Annotated in this window: 14 protein-coding genes; 8 read left to right on the top strand and 6 right to left on the bottom strand. The window is 55.1% G+C overall.

Annotated elements, in window-relative coordinates:
* Positions 1 to 20: 20 nt before the first annotated feature.
* The gene (gene rluA / locus QSK07_RS06685; protein ID WP_098051518.1) at positions 21 to 674 is read left to right on the top strand and encodes a bifunctional tRNA pseudouridine(32) synthase/23S rRNA pseudouridine(746) synthase RluA; all 654 of its coding nucleotides are present in this window, start codon (positions 21 to 23) and stop codon (positions 672 to 674) included.
* 59 nt (positions 675 to 733) lie between these two features.
* Here the strand turns inward: rluA and djlA are convergent, their stop codons facing one another.
* Positions 734 to 1,543, bottom strand: a complete 810-nt coding sequence (gene djlA, locus QSK07_RS06680; protein WP_013356743.1) for a co-chaperone DjlA — start codon at positions 1,541 to 1,543, stop codon at positions 734 to 736.
* Positions 1,544 to 1,725: 182 nt separating this feature from the next.
* On the opposite strand from djlA, the gene lptD reads away from it, so the two are divergent.
* Genes lptD through apaH form a run of 6 tightly spaced genes read left to right on the top strand, consistent with a single transcriptional unit; the run spans position 1,726 to position 8,539 of the window.
* Positions 1,726 to 4,101: an LPS assembly protein LptD gene (lptD, locus tag QSK07_RS06675; RefSeq protein ID WP_098051519.1), complete on the top strand. Its 2,376-nt coding sequence runs from the start codon at positions 1,726 to 1,728 to the stop codon at positions 4,099 to 4,101.
* Positions 4,102 to 4,155: 54 nt separating this feature from the next.
* Positions 4,156 to 5,451 carry a peptidylprolyl isomerase SurA gene (surA, locus tag QSK07_RS06670; RefSeq protein WP_098051520.1) on the top strand — a complete coding sequence of 432 codons (1,296 nt, stop codon included), beginning with the start codon at positions 4,156 to 4,158 and terminating at the stop codon, positions 5,449 to 5,451.
* Entirely contained in the window at positions 5,441 to 6,433 is a 993-nt protein-coding gene (pdxA, locus tag QSK07_RS06665; protein WP_285721169.1) for a 4-hydroxythreonine-4-phosphate dehydrogenase PdxA, read from the top strand. The genes surA and pdxA overlap by 11 nt, the downstream gene beginning before the upstream one ends.
* Positions 6,426 to 7,247: a 16S rRNA (adenine(1518)-N(6)/adenine(1519)-N(6))-dimethyltransferase RsmA gene (gene rsmA / locus QSK07_RS06660; RefSeq protein ID WP_033781836.1), complete on the top strand. Its 822-nt coding sequence runs from the start codon at positions 6,426 to 6,428 to the stop codon at positions 7,245 to 7,247. The genes pdxA and rsmA overlap by 8 nt, the downstream gene beginning before the upstream one ends.
* A 3-nt stretch (positions 7,248 to 7,250) precedes the next feature.
* Positions 7,251 to 7,628, top strand: a complete 378-nt coding sequence (gene apaG / locus QSK07_RS06655) for a Co2+/Mg2+ efflux facilitator ApaG/CorD (protein WP_098051521.1) — start codon at positions 7,251 to 7,253, stop codon at positions 7,626 to 7,628.
* A gap of 53 nt (positions 7,629 to 7,681) precedes the next feature.
* On the top strand, positions 7,682 to 8,539 hold the full coding sequence (apaH, locus tag QSK07_RS06650) for a bis(5'-nucleosyl)-tetraphosphatase (symmetrical) ApaH (protein ID WP_275220544.1): 858 nt from the start codon (positions 7,682 to 7,684) through the stop codon (positions 8,537 to 8,539).
* Positions 8,540 to 8,573: 34 nt separating this feature from the next.
* Here the strand turns inward: apaH and QSK07_RS06645 are convergent, their stop codons facing one another.
* The 5 genes from QSK07_RS06645 to carA all read right to left on the bottom strand — a co-directional run bounded on the left by QSK07_RS06645 (position 8,574) and on the right by carA (position 17,311).
* Complete coding sequence (locus QSK07_RS06645) at positions 8,574 to 10,457, bottom strand: PhoX family protein (RefSeq protein ID WP_285721168.1); 1,884 nt, start codon at positions 10,455 to 10,457, stop codon at positions 8,574 to 8,576.
* A 90-nt stretch (positions 10,458 to 10,547) separates the two neighbouring features.
* A complete protein-coding gene (folA, locus tag QSK07_RS06640) occupies positions 10,548 to 11,030 on the bottom strand; it encodes a type 3 dihydrofolate reductase (RefSeq protein WP_098051524.1) in 483 nt (160 codons plus the stop codon).
* Between the two features lie 498 nt (positions 11,031 to 11,528).
* Complete coding sequence (locus tag QSK07_RS06635; RefSeq protein ID WP_285721167.1) at positions 11,529 to 12,668, bottom strand: porin; 1,140 nt, start codon at positions 12,666 to 12,668, stop codon at positions 11,529 to 11,531.
* Positions 12,669 to 12,920: 252 nt separating this feature from the next.
* Complete coding sequence (carB, locus tag QSK07_RS06630; protein WP_098051527.1) at positions 12,921 to 16,148, bottom strand: carbamoyl-phosphate synthase large subunit; 3,228 nt, start codon at positions 16,146 to 16,148, stop codon at positions 12,921 to 12,923.
* A 14-nt stretch (positions 16,149 to 16,162) separates the two neighbouring features.
* A complete protein-coding gene (carA, locus tag QSK07_RS06625; protein ID WP_285721166.1) occupies positions 16,163 to 17,311 on the bottom strand; it encodes a glutamine-hydrolyzing carbamoyl-phosphate synthase small subunit in 1,149 nt (382 codons plus the stop codon).
* Between the two features lie 115 nt (positions 17,312 to 17,426).
* Between carA and QSK07_RS06620 the strand changes: the two genes are divergently transcribed.
* Positions 17,427 to 17,594: a hypothetical protein gene (locus QSK07_RS06620; RefSeq protein ID WP_285721165.1), complete on the top strand. Its 168-nt coding sequence runs from the start codon at positions 17,427 to 17,429 to the stop codon at positions 17,592 to 17,594.
* Positions 17,595 to 17,712 lie beyond the last annotated feature (118 nt).

Genomic DNA, 17,712 nt, shown 5'->3' with positions numbered 1-17,712 from the left:
CCTTATTTTTGGAAAGCCCCATGGAACCTTACAATCCACCGCGTGAACCCTGGCTGCATATCCTTTATCAGGATACGCATATCATGGTAGTGAACAAACCCAGCGGTCTGCTCTCGGTACCCGGTCGTCTGGATGAGCACAAAGATAGCGTGATGACGCGGATTCAGCGTGATTTCCCGCAGGCCGAGTCGGTCCACCGACTCGATATGGCGACCAGCGGCGTAATGGTGGTGGCGCTGACTAAAGCGGCGGAACGCGAGCTGAAACGCCAGTTCCGCGAACGGGAGCCTTCCAAAACCTACGTGGCCTGCATCTGGGGGCATCCGGAGAAGGAAGAGGGACTGGTTGATCTGCCGCTGATTTGCGACTGGCCAAATCGTCCAAAGCAGATGGTCTGCTTCGAGACCGGCAAAGCCGCGCAGACGGAGTATCAGGTGCTGGAATATCGTGCGGATAACAGTGCGCGCGTGTCGCTGAAGCCGATCACCGGACGTTCACACCAGCTGCGGGTGCATATGCTGGCGCTGGGCCATCCGATTCTGGGAGATAACTTCTATGCGCACCCGGAGGCCAAAGCGATGGCAGCCCGTTTGCTGCTGCATGCGGAGTCACTGACCATTACCCATCCGGCATTTGGCAATGCCATGACGTTTCGTCAGCCCGCCGATTTTTGAGATGTTCGACCTGTCACCCTTGCCTCCTCTGTTGCAGAAGAGGCAAGGGGACACAGTGATTATTTAAAGCCTTTCTCTTTGCGAATCAGATCGTACGCCGCCTGAATTTCCTGCGCTTTCTGTTTCGCCATCTCCATCATCTCAGGCGGTAATCCTTTCGCCACCAGCTTGTCAGGATGATGCTCGCTCATGAGTTTGCGATAGGCGCGTTTAATGGTGGTGGCGTCATCACTGCTTTTCACTCCCAGTACGCTGCAGGCATCTTCCAGCGTTGGGCCGCGTTGCGCCTGCTGGAAACCGCCAGAACTGCGCTGACCACCACCAAACTGCTGGCCACCTTCCATCATGCGCAGGAACTGGTCGAACTGAACCCGTGAAATGCCCAGCTCTTCAGCAATCACATAGAGCACCTGACGTTCATTGGGATGCAGTGAACCGTCGGCAAAGGCGGCCTGAATCTGGATCTCCAGGAACATCCGAATCAGATCGAACCGGCCAAAACAGGCGCTGCGCAGTTCACGCAATTTGCTGCGTAACGGATAATCCGCCTGCTTGCCTTCGCGGAATGCGCGCTGGGCTGCACTGCGGGAGTCACCGTGCAGCTGCATCCGTTCCATTAACAACGAAGCAATCTGAATATCCGCTTCCGTGACGCGCCCTTTTGACTTGGTCAAATGGCCCATCACCTGAAAGGTCGTGCTGAAAAACAGCGTCTGTCGGGTCTGATTATTTGAGAAGTAAGCCTTGCCTTGTGCGCCGCGTACTTTGTCAATCATATGGCCAATGATCAAACCGATCACAATACCCCAAAAGCCTGCGCCGGAAAGTAATCCCACCGCCAGACCCATAACTTTTCCCCAGTAGCGCATAAACTCCTCAATTCGCCATGCTTGCGGCTGAAAATTGCATTATCATACCTGTCATTTATCTCAGCGCCTAACGGCAACGCTGACAGACCAGGATTAACACTGGCGCAACGCCGGGCAGTAAGTTAGTCTCTGACCCGATTGTCGGCATGATGCCAGTTTTCATGGAATTCTCGATACCGCGTATGAAAAAACATATACCTACCCTGCTGGCCACACTGATCGGCGCAGCCATTAGCCAGCAAGCCTTTGCCGACGATTTGATGTCGCAGTGTATGTTAGGCGTGCCGAGTTACAACCGCCCGCTGGTGAACGGTGATACGAACCAGCTGCCTGTCACCATTCACTCCGATGCCGCGAAAGGGAACTATCCCGATGATGCGGTCTTCACCGGCAATGTTAACATTGAGCAGGGCAACAGCCGTATGCAGGCGGATGAAGTTCAGCTTCATCAGCGTCAGCAGGAAGGCCAGACCGCGCCCGTGCGTACCGTCGATGCCCTGGGTAATGTGCACTACGATGACAACCAGGTCATCCTGAAAGGTCCGAAAGCCTGGTCAAACCTCAACAGCAAAGATACCAACGTCTGGAATGGTCAGTATCAGATGGTGGATCGTCAGGGACGTGGTAACGCCGATCAGATGAAGCTGCGCGGCGATAACCGCTATACCATTCTGGAAAACGGTACCTTTACCTCCTGTCTGCCTGGCTCCAACAGCTGGAGCGTAGTGGGTTCAGAAGTGATCCAGGATCGTGAAGAGGAAGTGGCGGAGATCTGGAACGCCCGCTTTAAGCTCGGTCCGGTCCCGGTGTTCTACAGCCCCTATCTGCAGCTACCTATTGGCGATCGCCGCCGGTCCGGTTTCCTGATCCCGAATGCTAAATATGGCAGCAATAACGGCTTTGAGTTCATTCTGCCCTATTACTGGAACATCGCGCCACAGGCCGATGCGACCATCACGCCGCACTACATCAGTAAGCGCGGCATGAAGTTTGAAAACGAATTCCGTTATCTGACCACGCTGGGTGCCGGTCTGATGGAGTTCGACTATCTCGGCTCCGATAAACAGTACGACAACGATAAAGCGCTGCGCGGCATCGCCGAAAATGACAGCTCCGATCGCTGGCTGTTCTACTGGCGTCATGCGGGTGTTTATGACCAGCACTGGCGTTTCAACGCGGACTACACCAAGGTCAGCGACAAATATTACTTCAACGATCTCGACTCGAAGTACTACAGCTCGACCGATAACTACGCCACGCAGAAATTCAGTGTTGGCTATGCCGACACCAACTGGGACGCTACGCTCTCTACCAAAGATTTCCAGGTATTTGGCAATACCACCAGCAATAATGTCTATCGCGCGATGCCGCAGCTGGACGTTAATCTGTATCAGAATGACATCGGCCCGTTTGATGGCCGTGTTTATGCCCAGGCGGTGAAGTTCACCAACGTCAACAGCCGCTATCCCGAGGCGACCCGCTTGCATGTTGAGCCAACGCTGAACCTGCCACTGTCCAATGGCTGGGCCAGTCTGGATACCGAAGCGAAGTTCCTGGCGACCCACTATCAGCAGACTGACGTTGATTACTATAACAACGCTGCTAATGGTCTCCGGGGTGATAAGAGCGGCGAACTGGATGAATCTGTAAACCGCACCCTGCCGCAGTTTAAAGTGGATGGCCGGCTGGTATTTGACCGCGATATGGACTCCGCGGTGGGCTATACCCAGACGCTGGAACCGCGCGTACAGTATCTGTATATCCCGTATCGCAATCAGAGCAACATCTATCCCTACGACTCAACATTGCTGCAAACCGACTATACCGGTCTGTTCCGCGATCGTACTTATAGCGGGCTGGATCGCATCGCGTCGGCCAATGAAGTGGCTACCGGTGTCACCTCGCGTATTTATGATACCGATCTGGTTGAACGTTTTAACGTTTCTGTGGGTCAAATCTACTCGTTTACCCCTTCTCGTACTGGTGTGAATCAAACCAGTAAAGAAGATGATACCGGCAGCCTGATTTGGGCTGGTGATACATACTGGAAAATCAGCGATCGCTGGGGCGTCAGAGGTGGGCTGCAATATGACACCAAACTCGACAACGTCTCCCAGGGCAATACCGTACTGGAATACCGTCGTGATGCCGACCGCATGGTACAGCTGAGCTACCGTTACAGCAGCCCGGAATATGTAGCGACCGCGCTGAACGATAGCAGCCTGGTGACAAATCCTATCTACAAAAACGGGATTTCACAGGTGGGTACCACGGCCAGCTGGCCGATTGCGGATGCATGGTCTGTGGTAGGTGCTTACTACTACGATACCCGCAACACGCGTCCGGCGTCGCAGCTGGTTGGGCTGCAGTACAGCTCATGCTGTTACGCGATCCGGGTCGGTTACGAACGCAAAATTAACGGTTGGGAAAATAACGACAGTAAATATGACAACCAAATCTCATTCAACATTGAGCTGCGTGGTCTGAGTCCTAACTATGGCTTAGGCACTAACGATATGCTGCGTCAGGGCATTATCCCTTACCAGCCCGCTTTCTGATGCAGTGATGTTTGACAGGCAATCCCGCAGTGCGGAACCAACAATGGATAAAGTATGAAGAACTGGAGAATGCTGATTCTTGGTGTGGCAATCAGTGCCAACACCGTGTTCGCAGCACCACAAGTCGTTGATAAAGTTGCAGCCGTGGTCAATAACGGCGTGGTTCTTGAGAGTGACGTGGACGGCATGATGGGCACGGTTAAATCTCAGGCCCAGCAGGCAGGTCAGCAGTTGCCGGATGATAAAACGTTGCGCCATCAGATTCTGGAACGTCAGATCATGGACAACATCATTCTGCAGATGGGTGAAAAAGCAGGGATCCAGATCAGCGACGAGCAACTGGACCAGGCGATTCAGAACATCGCTGCGCAGAACCGCATGAGCCTTGATCAGCTGCGCAGCCGTCTGGCTTATGACGGCATGAACTACAGCGTTTATCGTTCTCAGATCCGCAAAGAGATGACCATTGCTGAAGTACGCAACAACGAAGTACGTCGTCGTGTCACCATTCTGCCGCAGGAAGTCGATACGCTGGCTAACCAGATTGGTTCTCAGAACAGTCAGGGGACCGAACTGAACGTCAGCCATATTCTGCTGCCGCTGCCGGAAAATCCGACTCAGCAGCAGGTTGATGAGCAGGAAACGCTGGCGAAGCAGCTGGTTGGCGAACTGAAAAATGGTGCGGACTTCGGCAAGATGGCCGTAACCTACTCTGCCGACTCTCAGGCGCTAAAAGGCGGCAACATGGGCTGGGGTAAAATCGAAGAGTTACCAACCCTGTTTGCGCAGGCGCTGGCGACCGCGAAAAAAGGCGATATCGTCGGACCTGTTCGCTCCGGTGTCGGCTTCCACATCCTGAAAGTAAACGACCTGCGTGGCGAAAGCAAAAATGTCTCTGTCACTGAAGTCCATTCACGTCATATTCTGCTGAAGCCATCGCCGATTCTGACAGACGAACAGGCGCGCGCCCAGCTGGAACAGATCGCTGCTGATATCCGCAGTGGCAAAACCACTTTCGCCGCGGCGGCTAAACAGTACTCTGATGACCCGGGTTCGGCGAATCAGGGTGGCGATCTTGGCTGGACCTCACCGGAAGTCTTTGATCCGGCGTTCCGCGACGCGCTGTTGCGTCTGCAGAAAGGCCAGACCAGCCAGCCGGTTCACTCCTCTTTCGGCTGGCATCTGATTCAATTGCTGGACAGCCGTCAGGTGGATAAAACTGATGCAGCCCAGAAAGAACGAGCTTACCGTATGCTGTTTAACCGCAAGTTCGCGGAAGAAGCGCAGACCTGGATGCAGGAACAACGCGCCAGCGCCTACGTGAAGATTCTGGATGGCAATGCGCAGTAATCTTCGTGTGGTGGTCACGCCCGGCGAACCCGCCGGGATTGGTCCCGATCTCACCGTTCAGCTGGCTCAGCAGTCGTGGCCAGTTGAACTGGTGGTGTGCGCCTCGCCAGCCCTATTGCAGCAGCGTGCGGCTCAACTCGGTCTGTCGCTGACGCTACGGACCTACCAGCCTGACGCAGCGGCAGAGCCGCAGCAGGCGGGTACACTGACTGTCCTGCCTATCGAAACGGCAGAGACGGTTACGCCAGGTGAACTCTGCGCCGCCAACAGCGACTATGTACTGGCTACGCTGGCACGCGCCTGTGACGGTTGCCTCAACGGTGAATTTGCTGCCCTGATAACCGGCCCGGTGCACAAAGGTGTTATTAATGATGCTGGTATCGCCTTTACCGGCCATACCGAGTTTTTCGCCGATCGCGCAGGTGGCCATCGCGTAGTCATGATGCTGGCGACAGAAGCGTTGCGCGTCGCACTGGCGACGACGCATCTGCCGCTGAAAGATGTCCCTGCGGCGGTCACCCGTGACTGTCTGCATGAAGTGATCACGATTTTGCATCGCGATCTGCAGCAGAAATTTGCGATTGCCGAGCCGCATATTTACGTCTGTGGTCTTAACCCTCATGCGGGTGAAAGTGGCCACATGGGACGTGAAGAGATCGAGACCATCACGCCGGCACTCAATGAACTGCGTCAGCAGGGCATTAAACTGACCGGTCCGCTGCCTGCGGATACGCTGTTCCAGCCTAAATATCTGCAACATGCCGATGCGGTGCTGGCGATGTATCACGACCAGGGCCTGCCGGTCCTCAAATTTCAGGGGTTTGGCCGGGCGGTAAATATCACCCTGGGTCTGCCCTTTATCCGGACATCCGTCGACCACGGCACCGCGCTGGAACTCGCCGGTCTGGGTCAGGCCGATCCGGGCAGCTTCATCACGGCGCTTAACCTCGCCATCACTATGATCAAGAGCAGTAATGAATAATCGCGTCCATCAGGGGCACTACGCCCGTAAACGTTTCGGGCAGAACTTCCTGAACGATCAGTACATTATCGACAGTATTGTCTCCGCCATTCATCCACAGCGCGACGAAGCGCTGGTGGAAATCGGACCGGGCCTGGGCGCCTTAACCGAGCCGGTTGGTGAACGCCTCGATAAATTAACGGTGATAGAGCTGGACCGCGACCTCGCTGCGCGTCTGGAAACCCATCCGTTCCTTGGTCCGAAGCTGACTATCTTCCAGCAGGATGCCATGACCTTCGACTTCGCCGCGCTGGCGCAGGAGAGAGGCCAGCCGCTGCGGGTATTTGGTAATCTGCCGTACAATATTTCGACCCCGCTGATGTTCCACCTTTTCAGCTATACTGGTTCGATCAAAGATATGCACTTCATGCTGCAGAAAGAAGTGGTCAACCGTCTGGTTGCCGGTCCGGGCAGTAAAGCCTATGGCCGTCTGACAGTAATGGCGCAATATTACTGCCAGGTCATACCGGTGCTGGAAGTACCTCCGCATTCCTTTACGCCGCCACCGAAAGTGGACTCGGCCGTCGTGCGGCTGGTGCCGTTTGCTGAGCCGCCTCATCCGGTCAGCGATGTGCGTATTCTGAGCCGTATTACCACGGAAGCATTCGGCCAGCGTCGTAAAACGCTGCGCAACAGCCTGAGCCACATGGTGGCTGCCGGTGCACTGGAAGAGTTATCCATAGATCCGACCCTGCGTGCCGAGAACGTCTCCGTCGCGCAATATTGTCAGCTGGCAAACTGGCTGGCGAATCATCAGGGAAAATCGCAGGAGTAAGTCATGAGTGAAACGGCCCGCGTCTCCGTCCATGTGCAAAGCCAGTACGTCGCCTCACAATCCTTACCGGATGATGATCGCTACGTCTTCGCCTATACCATTACGATTCGCAATCTGGGCCGTTCCTCTGTGCAACTGCTGGGACGTTACTGGCTGATTACCAACGGTAATGGCCGTGAAACGGAAGTTCAGGGTGAAGGCGTGGTCGGTGAACAGCCATTTATTGCGCCTGGCAACGAATTTCAGTACACCAGCGGTGCCGTGATCGAAACGCCGATGGGCACCATGCAGGGGCATTATGTGATGGTCGACGAACAGGGTGATACCTTCCACGTCGAGATCCCGGTGTTCCGCCTCGCTATTCAGACCCACATTCATTGATTTACACGCTTTTCGCCCGTTAAGTCGGGCACCTTCCTGATGGATAAAACGTTATGAGCACATACCTGATTGGCGATGTTCACGGTTGCTACGATGAATTACGTGCGTTGCTGCAACAGGTCGATTTCAATCCTGAGCAGGATACGCTGTGGCTGACCGGCGACCTGGTGGCACGTGGTCCGGGCTCCCTTGACGTCCTGCGCTTCGTGAAATCGCTGGGCGACGCGGTGCGTCTGGTGCTGGGCAATCACGATTTACATCTGCTGGCGGTTTACGCCGGCATCAGCCGTAACAAGCCGAAAGATCGCCTGACACCGCTGCTGGAAGCGGACGATGCGGATGAGCTGATCAACTGGCTGCGCCGTCAGCCGCTGTTACAGGTGGATGACGAGAAAAAGCTGGTGATGGGCCACGCTGGTATCACGCCGCAGTGGGATATCGAGACCGCGAAAAAGTGCGCGCGTGAAGTTGAGGCGGTTCTCGCCAGCGACAGTTATCCGCTGTTCCTGGATGCCATGTATGGCGATATGCCGAACAACTGGAGTGAAGATTTGACCGGCCTGGCACGTCTGCGCTTTAGCACCAATGCCCTTACCCGTATGCGTTACTGCTTTCCCAACGGCCAGCTGGACATGATCTGCAAAGATGCCCCCGAATCCGCCCTTCCACCGCTGAAACCCTGGTTTACCATTGAGGGGCCAGTCGCACAGGACTACACCATCGTGTTTGGTCACTGGGCGTCGCTGGAAGGCAAAGGAACACCAGAGGGCATTATCGGTCTGGATACCGGCTGCTGCTGGGGCGGAACGCTGACCCTGCTGCACTGGGAAGATCAGCGTTATGTGGTGCAGCACTCCAATCGCGAAAAAGCGCTGGCCTCCAGCGACAGTCTGACACCGCCCACGTTGTAACTTTGATGCTGGCCCGTCAGACCAGCATCCTGTCTTATGCGCCGATGATGCCGCCATCTTCACGAGTGATCATGATCACCGATGAGCGTGGGCGTGGACTGTTATTGGGAAAGTTCGAGTCACCCTCTTCGCCGGGATGCTGCACGTTCACGAACAGCGTTTTGTAGTCGGGCGTGAAGGTAATACCGGTAAGCTCGCACGATTTGGGGCCGACCATAAAGCGGCGGATTTCTCCGCTGTCAGGATCCCCCACCAGCATCTGATTATTCCCCTGCCCCTGATAATCCTCTTTGTTACTGTACTTGCCGTCGGTCAGGATCCATAAGCGCCCCTGCGCATCAAATCCCAGACCATCCGGACTGTTGAAGGTGTTCTCCGCCGTGATGTTAGGTGTGCCGCGATAGATCCCCTCGGGATGCGCTATCGGGTTGCCGCACAACGCATAGATATCCCACTCAAAGGTCTGTGCCGTAGCATCGCCCTTCTCATCCCAGCGGATAATCTGACCGTAGATATTTTTGGGCCGCGGATTCGCCGCATTGACCGGCATGCCCTCATTGCCGCGCTTGTTATTGTTGGTCAGGGTGCAGTAGGCCCGGCCATCATGCGGGTTAACGGCAATCCACTCGGGCCGGTCCATCCGCGTGGCGTTCACCACATCGGCCGCAGCACGCGCATTGATCAGGACATCAGCCTGACTGTTAAAGCCCTTCTCAGCAGTGAGTCCATTTTCACCCCACTTTAGTGGCAGCCAGCGCCCGGTACCTTTCAGCGGTGTGCCCTGCGCATCGCCGTTGAACTGCGCCACATAGAGCGTGCCTTTATCCAGCACTCCCTGACTGGCTTTGGCATCATCCGGGATGACTTTGTCGTCAGAGACATATTTATAGATATATTCGCCGCGCTCATCGTCGCCCATGTAAACCACCAGTTGCCCGGTTTTTGCAACCGTCACAGCCGCGTTCTCGTGCTTAAAACGGCCCAGCGCGGTGCGTTTGACCGGCACGGCGTGAGGATCAAAGGGATCAATCTCGACAATCCAGCCGTGGCGGTTAAATTCGTTGGGGTTTTTCGCGATATCGAAGCGGGGATCAAAGTCAGACCAGTTGCGCTCCGGCTCGGCAGCATTCAGGGTGTAACGCTTCTGCTGTGGAGTCGGGTTAAAGTCTCCCTGATGAGTGCCAAAGTAGGTGTCGTAATTCTCTTCACAGGTGAGATAGGTGCCCCACGGCGTTTTACCGTTGGCACAGTTACCAAAGGTGCCAAGGACATGCATTCCCTGGGGGTCAGCGGCGGTCTTCAGCGCGTTATCACCAGCGGCCGGACCGGAAAACCGCATAGGCGTATTGGCAGTAATGCGGCGGTTGTAGTCAGAAGGGCGTAGCACCTGCCAGCGATTGTCTTCACCCCGTTTAACTTCAACGATGGAGACGCCGTGTGCCGCCTGTGACTTCCTCACATCTTCCAGGCTGGTCGCTTTACTGCCACCGTGGGCAAACAGCGTCGGCTCATTCACATACTCATTGTTAATCGCCATCACGCCGCGATGTTCATCAATGGCGAAGAAACTCATGCCATCGTTGTTATCACCGAACTGCTTTTCCTGCTCTTCTGCGCTGTTATTACCCAGCGGGTCAAACGCGGCCGCGCCATTCACCAGCGGATCACCCCAGGAGATCAGCACGTCAGCACGATAGCCGGGAGCGACCACAACCTCATCGGCCGTGGATGCGGCAATCGCCTGAAAGCCCAGCAGTGGGCTGCCAGCAGGCTTCGTCTGCGCCAGTGCGCTGAATGAGAGCGTCAGGCCGCCGCTGAGAAAGCCGGTCAGCCCTATCGCACCGGAACCGGCAAGAAATTTACGACGATGTGGATCACGAAGGCGGTCAGTGCTTAATGCGGAGAGTTCGGTTTTCATTATTGATTGCTTCCTTTATGACGTTCCCAGAAAAGAAGCAATGCTAATAAACAGAGATGACAGCCAGGTTACAGCCGGACTGGGAGAGGATTAACGGCGACGGTCAAGGATCTCAAAGCAGTAGCTGTGGGAGTTCTGCTCATCAGCGTCGTGGAATTCGCTGAACGTAGACTGCCACTCATCCGGCTCGTAATCCGGGAACTGCGTATCGCCTTCCACTTCCGCATCAATGTGCGTCAGATAGAGACGATCGGCGCGCTTCAGCATCTGCTCGTAGACACGTCCACCACCAATCACCATAATCTCTTCTGCATCACCGGCTGCCTGTAGCGCCTCATCCAGCGACGTAACCCAGGTGACGCCTTCCGCAGCGCCTGGCTTACTGCTGACAACGATGTTCAGCCGGCCAGGTAACGGGCGCCCGATGGATTCAAAAGTCAGTCGACCCATAATGACCGGTTTCTTCAGCGTATTGCGCTTGAACCATGCCAGATCGGCAGGCAGGTCCCACGGCATGGCGTTCTCCATTCCAATAATGCGATCTGCTGCTAATGCCGCGATAAGACTAATCATGTTAACCACTCACTGAAAAAAATTGGCGCCATGATACGTAAAGGTGAAACTTTCGTCGATAGGGGTGAAGGTCTAATTGCGTAAACCTTTTCAGGACGCCGTTTTTCACAGCCTGTGCAGCGTTTTTCACCGCGTAATCGCGTCAGTTTGCCGCAGCACGCCAGCGATTTGCCTCATGCTGGCACAAAAAGCGTGTGCAAAAGGAAACGGCTCCCGGAGGAGCCGTAAAGCCTGGTCTGGCTAGCGGTAAGATCGGTGCAGCACAGGGAACACAGTCAGATCGGAAAGACGCAAAAGCTGTCATCCATGACCGCTCGGCCCGCGCGATTACGCACCTCATCCCTGAGGTGCGCCCGTATAAGGGCCAACGCTTTGCGTCGTTCAAAAACGCTCCCGGCGTTTTTATCCGGGCGGCGGGACGCTTTCCTCCTCTGCCTGTGTTCCCTGCCCGTTAAGATCGTTTATCGCTGCAAGCCTGATTAAGGCTCGTCAGGATGATCAGAAGTCGTAGCGCAGGCGCACCAGATTCATATCACCCAGGTTATCAGTGCTGGAGGTGAAGACATGTTCGTAATCAACGCGGAAACCGTAGTCGAGGAACAGCGTCACACCCAGACCGTTGTCGATGCGCAGGTAATCACGGCCTGTCGCATACTCGATGCGGTCACCCATGACATAAGGCTGGACGGCTTTCAGACCATACTGCGCCACCGGGATCTTGTAGCCAGCGAAATATTCAATGCCCCACGCATCACCGGCAAAGTAATTATGGACATCTTTGCGTTTGGTGGTCATGAAGTTTTCATACCAGCCACCACCGGCTGACAGCGTCCAGTTGCCTGGTGTCCAGCTCAGTGCGGTGCCGTAAATGTTCTGATCGTAATCTTTGCTGTCGCCGTTGTTCGGGTTACGCATCGCGGCGCGGGTGTAGTTCCACGCCGTGCCCCAGCTTAGATCCTCAGTGATGTGGTAATCCACGCCCAGCGAGCCGCCGCCTTTGCGCTTATAGCGCAGGCCGTTGCCTGGCAGATACTCGTTATCGTCGAACAGATAAGAAGCGTAAATATCCGCGTCGCCGAAGCTGTTTTTGTATTTCAGCTGCTTACGTGAGCGGTAAGATCCGTCGTAGTCGCCGTTGATACCGTTGCCCGGTGCCTGGCCGATCATGTCGTAATCCCAGATATCGGTTTTGGCGCCCACGGTGTCGTAATAGACGCTGTTCTGCTGACCAAAGGTAAGCTGACCCCATGCTTTGCTTTTCAGACCGGTGTAGAGCTGGCGACGCGTGGTGTCATGGGCACCTTCCGCATAGTGACCATCCCAGCTGAAGACCGCCGGAACGTTAACGCCCAGCTCGTAGTAGCTGATCCAGCTCACGTCATCAAACAGGTAGTAGTCCGCGCCGAAACGGAAACGAGTGCCGCCATCGAAACCGTCGCGCTTGTAGGATTTGTCACCCACACCGGTCTGATGATTGACCTGAGCACGAATGCTGCCGCCAACATTCAGGGTAAGACGGCTAAGCGGATCGCCTGCCTGCGGATCCTGTTTCAACAGGGTAATTTCCGCCTGGCTGGCGAAAGGAAGAATAGCCATCAGTGCAGCCACTGCACTCAGAGAAAAAGTACGCATTTTCATTTTTTATTTATGTCCTGATACGCTCCAGTGATGAGCGGCAGGCATAGTACTGGCGAAAAACTCGCACAGGAAGTGTTTCTATTATAAATTTGTGCGAACCGGGGGCATTCGCACCTATAGCTAAAAAAATAAGTCAAATCAGTCACTTTAACGCAAATACCTTGCTTTTCCCGGACCTGTCTTTCGGATTATCGCCAGTGATATGGCAAAAAAAGCGGCTCCCGCAGGAGCCGCTTTTCACACTACATTGTCTTACATCGCCTTTATCTGAGCATGCATTTCCTGAACGGAGATAACCTGTTCCGTCGGGTCAGCATTCAGCGCCATCGCGGTGGCGAAGCCGCCGTTCAGCGTGGTGTCGTAGTGCACTTTATACTGCAGTGCGCTGCGGCGAATCAGCTTCGAATCTTCAATCGCCTGACGACCCGCCGTGGTATTGACGATGTAGCTGTACTCGCCATTCTTCAGGCGGTCCTGAATGTGTGGACGTCCTTCATGCACCTTGTTGACCAGTCGCGGATTGATGCCCGCTTCGCCCAGCACCACCGCCGTGCCGTGGGTCGCATCCAGTTCGAAACCAAACTTCTGCAGCTTAGCAGCCAGGTCGACGATACGTTTCTTGTCGCCTTCACGCACCGACAGCAGCGCACGGCCCGACTTCTTCATGTTGCTTTGTGCGCCCAGCATCGCTTTGGAGAATGCCTCAGCGAACGTGCGGCCCACGCCCATGACTTCACCGGTAGAACGCATTTCGGGTCCCAGAATCGGGTCAACGCCCTGGAACTTGTTGAACGGCAGAACCACTTCTTTGACCGAGTAGTAAGGCGGAATCACCTCTTCCGTAACGCCCTGCTCTGCCAGTGTTTTACCTGCCATCACGCGCGCGGCCACTTTCGCCAGCGGTACGCCGGTCGCTTTAGAGACGAACGGAACGGTACGCGCCGCTCGTGGGTTAACTTCGATCAGATAGACTTCATTGTCTTTCACCGCGAACTGAACGTTCATCAGGCCACGAACGTTCAGTTCAAACGCCAGCTTCTCAACCTGCTGGCGCATCACGTTCTGAATCTCCTGATTCAGCGTGTAGGCCGGCAGTGAACAGGCGGAGTCACCGGAGTGAACGCCAGCCTGCTCAATATGTTCCATGATACCGCCAATCAACACCCGCTCACCGTCGCAAATCGCATCCACATCCACTTCGACCGCATCATCCAGGAAGCGATCCAGCAGTACCGGCGCATCGTTGGAAACCGACACCGCCGTCTGGAAGTAGCGTCTCAGGTCGATCTCGTCATAGACGATCTCCATGGCACGGCCGCCCAGCACATAAGAAGGACGCACCACCAGCGGATAACCCAGGCCAGCGGCTTTCTCGACCGCCTGCTCCAGCGTCGCGACGGTGGCGTTAGCCGGTTGCTTCAGTTTCAGGCGATCAACCGCCTGCTGGAAACGTTCACGGTCTTCCGCTCGGTCAATGGAATCCGGGCTGGTGCCGATAACCGGTACGCCTGCGGCTTCCAGTGCACGCGCCAGTTTCAGCGGGGTCTGACCGCCATACTGGACGATGACGCCTTTAGGCTGCTCGATGCGCACAATCTCCAGCACATCTTCCAGCGTGACCGGCTCAAAGTAGAGGCGGTCGGAGGTGTCATAATCGGTCGAAACCGTTTCCGGGTTACAGTTGACCATAATGGTCTGGTAACCATCTTCACGCAGCGCCAGAGCGGCGTGAACGCAGCAGTAGTCGAATTCGATGCCCTGACCGATACGGTTTGGTCCACCACCCAGAATCATGATTTTTTCACGATCCGGACTCGGGTTGGCTTCGCACTCCTCCTCATAGGTGGAGTACATGTAGGCTGTATCCGTCGCGAACTCTGCAGCACAGGTATCCACCCGCTTATAAACCGGGTGCAGGTCAAACTGCTGACGCAGCTTGCGGATTTCGCTCTCTGCCACACCCGCCAGCGTCGCCAGCCGCGCATCAGCAAAGCCTTTACGCTTCAGGGTACGCAGGAGCGTGGCATCCAGGCTATTCACCCCTTCGCTTGCCACCTGATCTTCCAGCCGCACCAGCTCTTCAATCTGCACCAGGAACCAGCGGTCAATGTTGGTCAGATTGAACACACCATCAACTGACATGCCAGCGCGGAAAGCATCCGCGATGTACCAGATGCGGTCTGAACCGGCATCTTTCAGCTCGCGGCGGATGCGGGTTAACGCTTCCGGATCGTCGAGGTGCACTTTCGGGTCGAAGCCATTAGCGCCCACTTCCAGACCGCGCAGTGCTTTCTGCATAGATTCCTGGAATGTGCGGCCAATCGCCATCACTTCACCCACCGACTTCATCTGCGTGGTCAGGCGATCGTTGGCACCGGCAAATTTCTCAAAGTTGAAACGCGGGATCTTGGTGACGACGTAGTCGATTGACGGCTCGAACGAGGCTGGCGTTAAGCCGCCGGTGATATCGTTCATCAGCTCGTCGAGGGTGTAGCCCACCGCCAGTTTGGCCGCCACTTTCGCAATCGGGAAGCCCGTTGCTTTTGAGGCCAGCGCCGAGGAGCGCGACACGCGTGGGTTCATCTCGATGACAATCAGGCGACCATCTTTCGGGTTAACCGAGAACTGCACGTTGGAGCCGCCGGTTTCAACACCAATCTCACGCAGTACCGCCAGCGAGGCGTTACGCATAATCTGATACTCTTTGTCGGTCAGCGTCTGGGCAGGTGCGACCGTGATGGAGTCACCGGTGTGAATGCCCATCGCGTCGAAGTTTTCAATGGAGCAGACGATGATGCAGTTATCGTTCTTATCGCGCACTACTTCCATTTCATACTCTTTCCAGCCAATCAGCGACTCATCAATCAGCAGCTCATTGGTCGGAGAGAGGTCGAGACCGCGTTCGCAAATCTCTTCAAACTCTTCGCGGTTATAAGCAATACCGCCACCGGTGCCGCCCATGGTAAAGGAGGGACGGATGATGCACGGGAAGCCGACATCTTCCGCCACGGCCAGCGCTTCTTCCATGGTGTGTGCAATGCCGGAGCGGGCGGTATCCAGACCGATGCTTTTCATTGCCACGTCGAAACGACGGCGATCTTCCGCTTTGTCGATCGCATCAGCAGTCGCGCCAATCATCGTGACGCCAAACTCTTCCAGCACGCCATGACGTTCCAGCTCCAGCGCACAGTTCAGCGCTGTCTGTCCGCCCATCGTTGGCAGAACCGCATCCGGGCGCTCTTTTTCGATGATTTTGCGCACCACTTCCCAGTGAATCGGCTCAATGTAGGTTGCATCGGCCATTTCCGGGTCGGTCATAATCGTCGCCGGGTTTGAGTTCACCAGAATGACGCGGTAGCCCTCTTCACGCAGCGCTTTACACGCCTGCGCACCGGAATAATCAAATTCGCAGGCCTGGCCGATCACAATCGGACCGGCACCAAGAATCAGGATGGATTTTAGGTCTGTACGTTTTGGCATGAATTAGCTCCTGATTACTTCGCTTGCAGACGGAATGCGTCAATCAATTCAATAAAATGGTCAAACAGCGGCGCAGCATCACCCGGTCCCGGACTGGCTTCCGGATGCCCCTGGAAGCTGAATGCAGGTTTGTCAGTGCGATGAATGCCCTGCACAGTTTTATCGAACAGCGAAATGTGGGTCACACGCAGATTCGCAGGCAGATTGTTCTCATCAACCGCAAAACCGTGGTTCTGGGCGGTGATCATGACGCGATTGTTTTCGAGATCTTTCACCGGATGGTTGCCGCCGTGGTGGCCGAGCTTCATCTTCACGGTCTTAGCCCCGCTGGCCAGCGCCAGCAACTGATGACCCAGACAAATACCGAACACCGGAATTTCGATTTTCAGGAAAGCCTGAATGGCGCTGATGGCATAGTCGCACGGCTCCGGGTCGCCAGGACCGTTAGAGAGGAAAATGCCATCCGGGTTCAGCTTCAGGACCTCTTCGGCAGGTGTCTGTGCCGGAACCACGGTCAGACGGCAGCCGCGATCGACCAGCATGCGCAGGATGTTGCGCTTAGTGCCGTAGTCGTAAGCCACCACATGGTAAGGCAGCGACTCTGCAGAAGCCTGTTCTGGCAGACCCGCATCCAGCGTCCAGCTGCCCTGCAGCCAGCTGTAAGTCTCCGTGGTGCAGACCTCTTTTGCCAGATCCATTCCTTTCAGTCCCGGGAACGCCTGGGCTTTTTGCAGCGCCAGCGCAGCATCCGGATTGTCGCCAGCAATAATGCAGCCGTTCTGCGCCCCTTTCTCACGCAGCAGGCGCGTCAGCTTGCGGGTATCGATATCGGCAATCGCCACGATGTTGTTGCGCTGCAGGTAAGCAGATAAGCCCTCTTCGCTACGGAAGTTGCTGGCAATCAGCGGCAGGTCACGAATAACCAGGCCCTGCGCGTGAATCTGGCTGGATTCTTCGTCGGCGGCATTGGCACCGACATTACCGATATGGGGATAAGTGAGAGTAACGATTTGGCGGGAATAGGAAGGATCAGTGAGGATTTCTTGATAACCGGTCATTGAAGTGTTGAAAACGACTTCTCCCACTGCCGATCCTGTTGCCCCGATGGCCCGACCGTGGAATTGGGTTCCGTCTTCCAGAACCAGGATTGCTGACTTGATCAAAACATCCTCCAGGGAATAAACAGTCAATATATCTGCATATTAATTCAAAATAGCCGCCTGAATCAATGCAAAAACCGCCTGAATTGTCGATTTTTGGCAAATTGCGCGCATTCTAATGATCGCCCTGGTCATTGTCTACCCCAGAGCGGGATTTTTTGATGATTATCTGCCTTATGAGGAAAAAAACGAGTATAAGCGGCAAAAAGAGGAGAAAACCCGGCGGAATAATCGTTTGCCAGGCAGCATAAAAGCGAAACCGGCTCAGCAAGGCCTTTATTTTTGACCAAATGGTCAAAAATGATGTTTCACAGGGTTTAAAAACCCGAAAAACAGATAAAAATATGCCTCAGATAGAGATTTTAAATCAGAATGGTATTTTTCAGATAAAATTAAGGGCAATG

It is taken from the genome of Pantoea sp. QMID4, assembly GCF_030270445.1.
Classification (GTDB): Bacteria; Pseudomonadota; Gammaproteobacteria; order Enterobacterales; family Enterobacteriaceae; genus Pantoea; species Pantoea vagans.
This window is presented reverse-complemented; position numbering and strand designations above follow the sequence as displayed.

Excerpts from the sequence above, each read along its gene's own strand:
- rluA (WP_098051518.1), top strand. The coding sequence starts at position 21 with ATGGAACCTTACAATCCACCGCGTGAACCCTGGCTGCATATCCTTTAT.
- djlA (WP_013356743.1), bottom strand. The coding sequence starts at position 1,543 with ATGCGCTACTGGGGAAAAGTTATGGGTCTGGCGGTGGGATTACTTTCC.
- lptD (WP_098051519.1), top strand. The coding sequence starts at position 1,726 with ATGAAAAAACATATACCTACCCTGCTGGCCACACTGATCGGCGCAGCC.
- surA (WP_098051520.1), top strand. The coding sequence starts at position 4,156 with ATGAAGAACTGGAGAATGCTGATTCTTGGTGTGGCAATCAGTGCCAAC.
- pdxA (WP_285721169.1), top strand. The coding sequence starts at position 5,441 with ATGCGCAGTAATCTTCGTGTGGTGGTCACGCCCGGCGAACCCGCCGGG.
- rsmA (WP_033781836.1), top strand. The coding sequence starts at position 6,426 with ATGAATAATCGCGTCCATCAGGGGCACTACGCCCGTAAACGTTTCGGG.
- apaG (WP_098051521.1), top strand. The coding sequence starts at position 7,251 with ATGAGTGAAACGGCCCGCGTCTCCGTCCATGTGCAAAGCCAGTACGTC.
- apaH (WP_275220544.1), top strand. The coding sequence starts at position 7,682 with ATGAGCACATACCTGATTGGCGATGTTCACGGTTGCTACGATGAATTA.
- QSK07_RS06645 (WP_285721168.1), bottom strand. The coding sequence starts at position 10,457 with ATGAAAACCGAACTCTCCGCATTAAGCACTGACCGCCTTCGTGATCCA.
- folA (WP_098051524.1), bottom strand. The coding sequence starts at position 11,030 with ATGATTAGTCTTATCGCGGCATTAGCAGCAGATCGCATTATTGGAATG.
- QSK07_RS06635 (WP_285721167.1), bottom strand. The coding sequence starts at position 12,668 with ATGAAAATGCGTACTTTTTCTCTGAGTGCAGTGGCTGCACTGATGGCT.
- carB (WP_098051527.1), bottom strand. The coding sequence starts at position 16,148 with ATGCCAAAACGTACAGACCTAAAATCCATCCTGATTCTTGGTGCCGGT.
- QSK07_RS06620 (WP_285721165.1), top strand. The coding sequence starts at position 17,427 with ATGATCGCCCTGGTCATTGTCTACCCCAGAGCGGGATTTTTTGATGAT.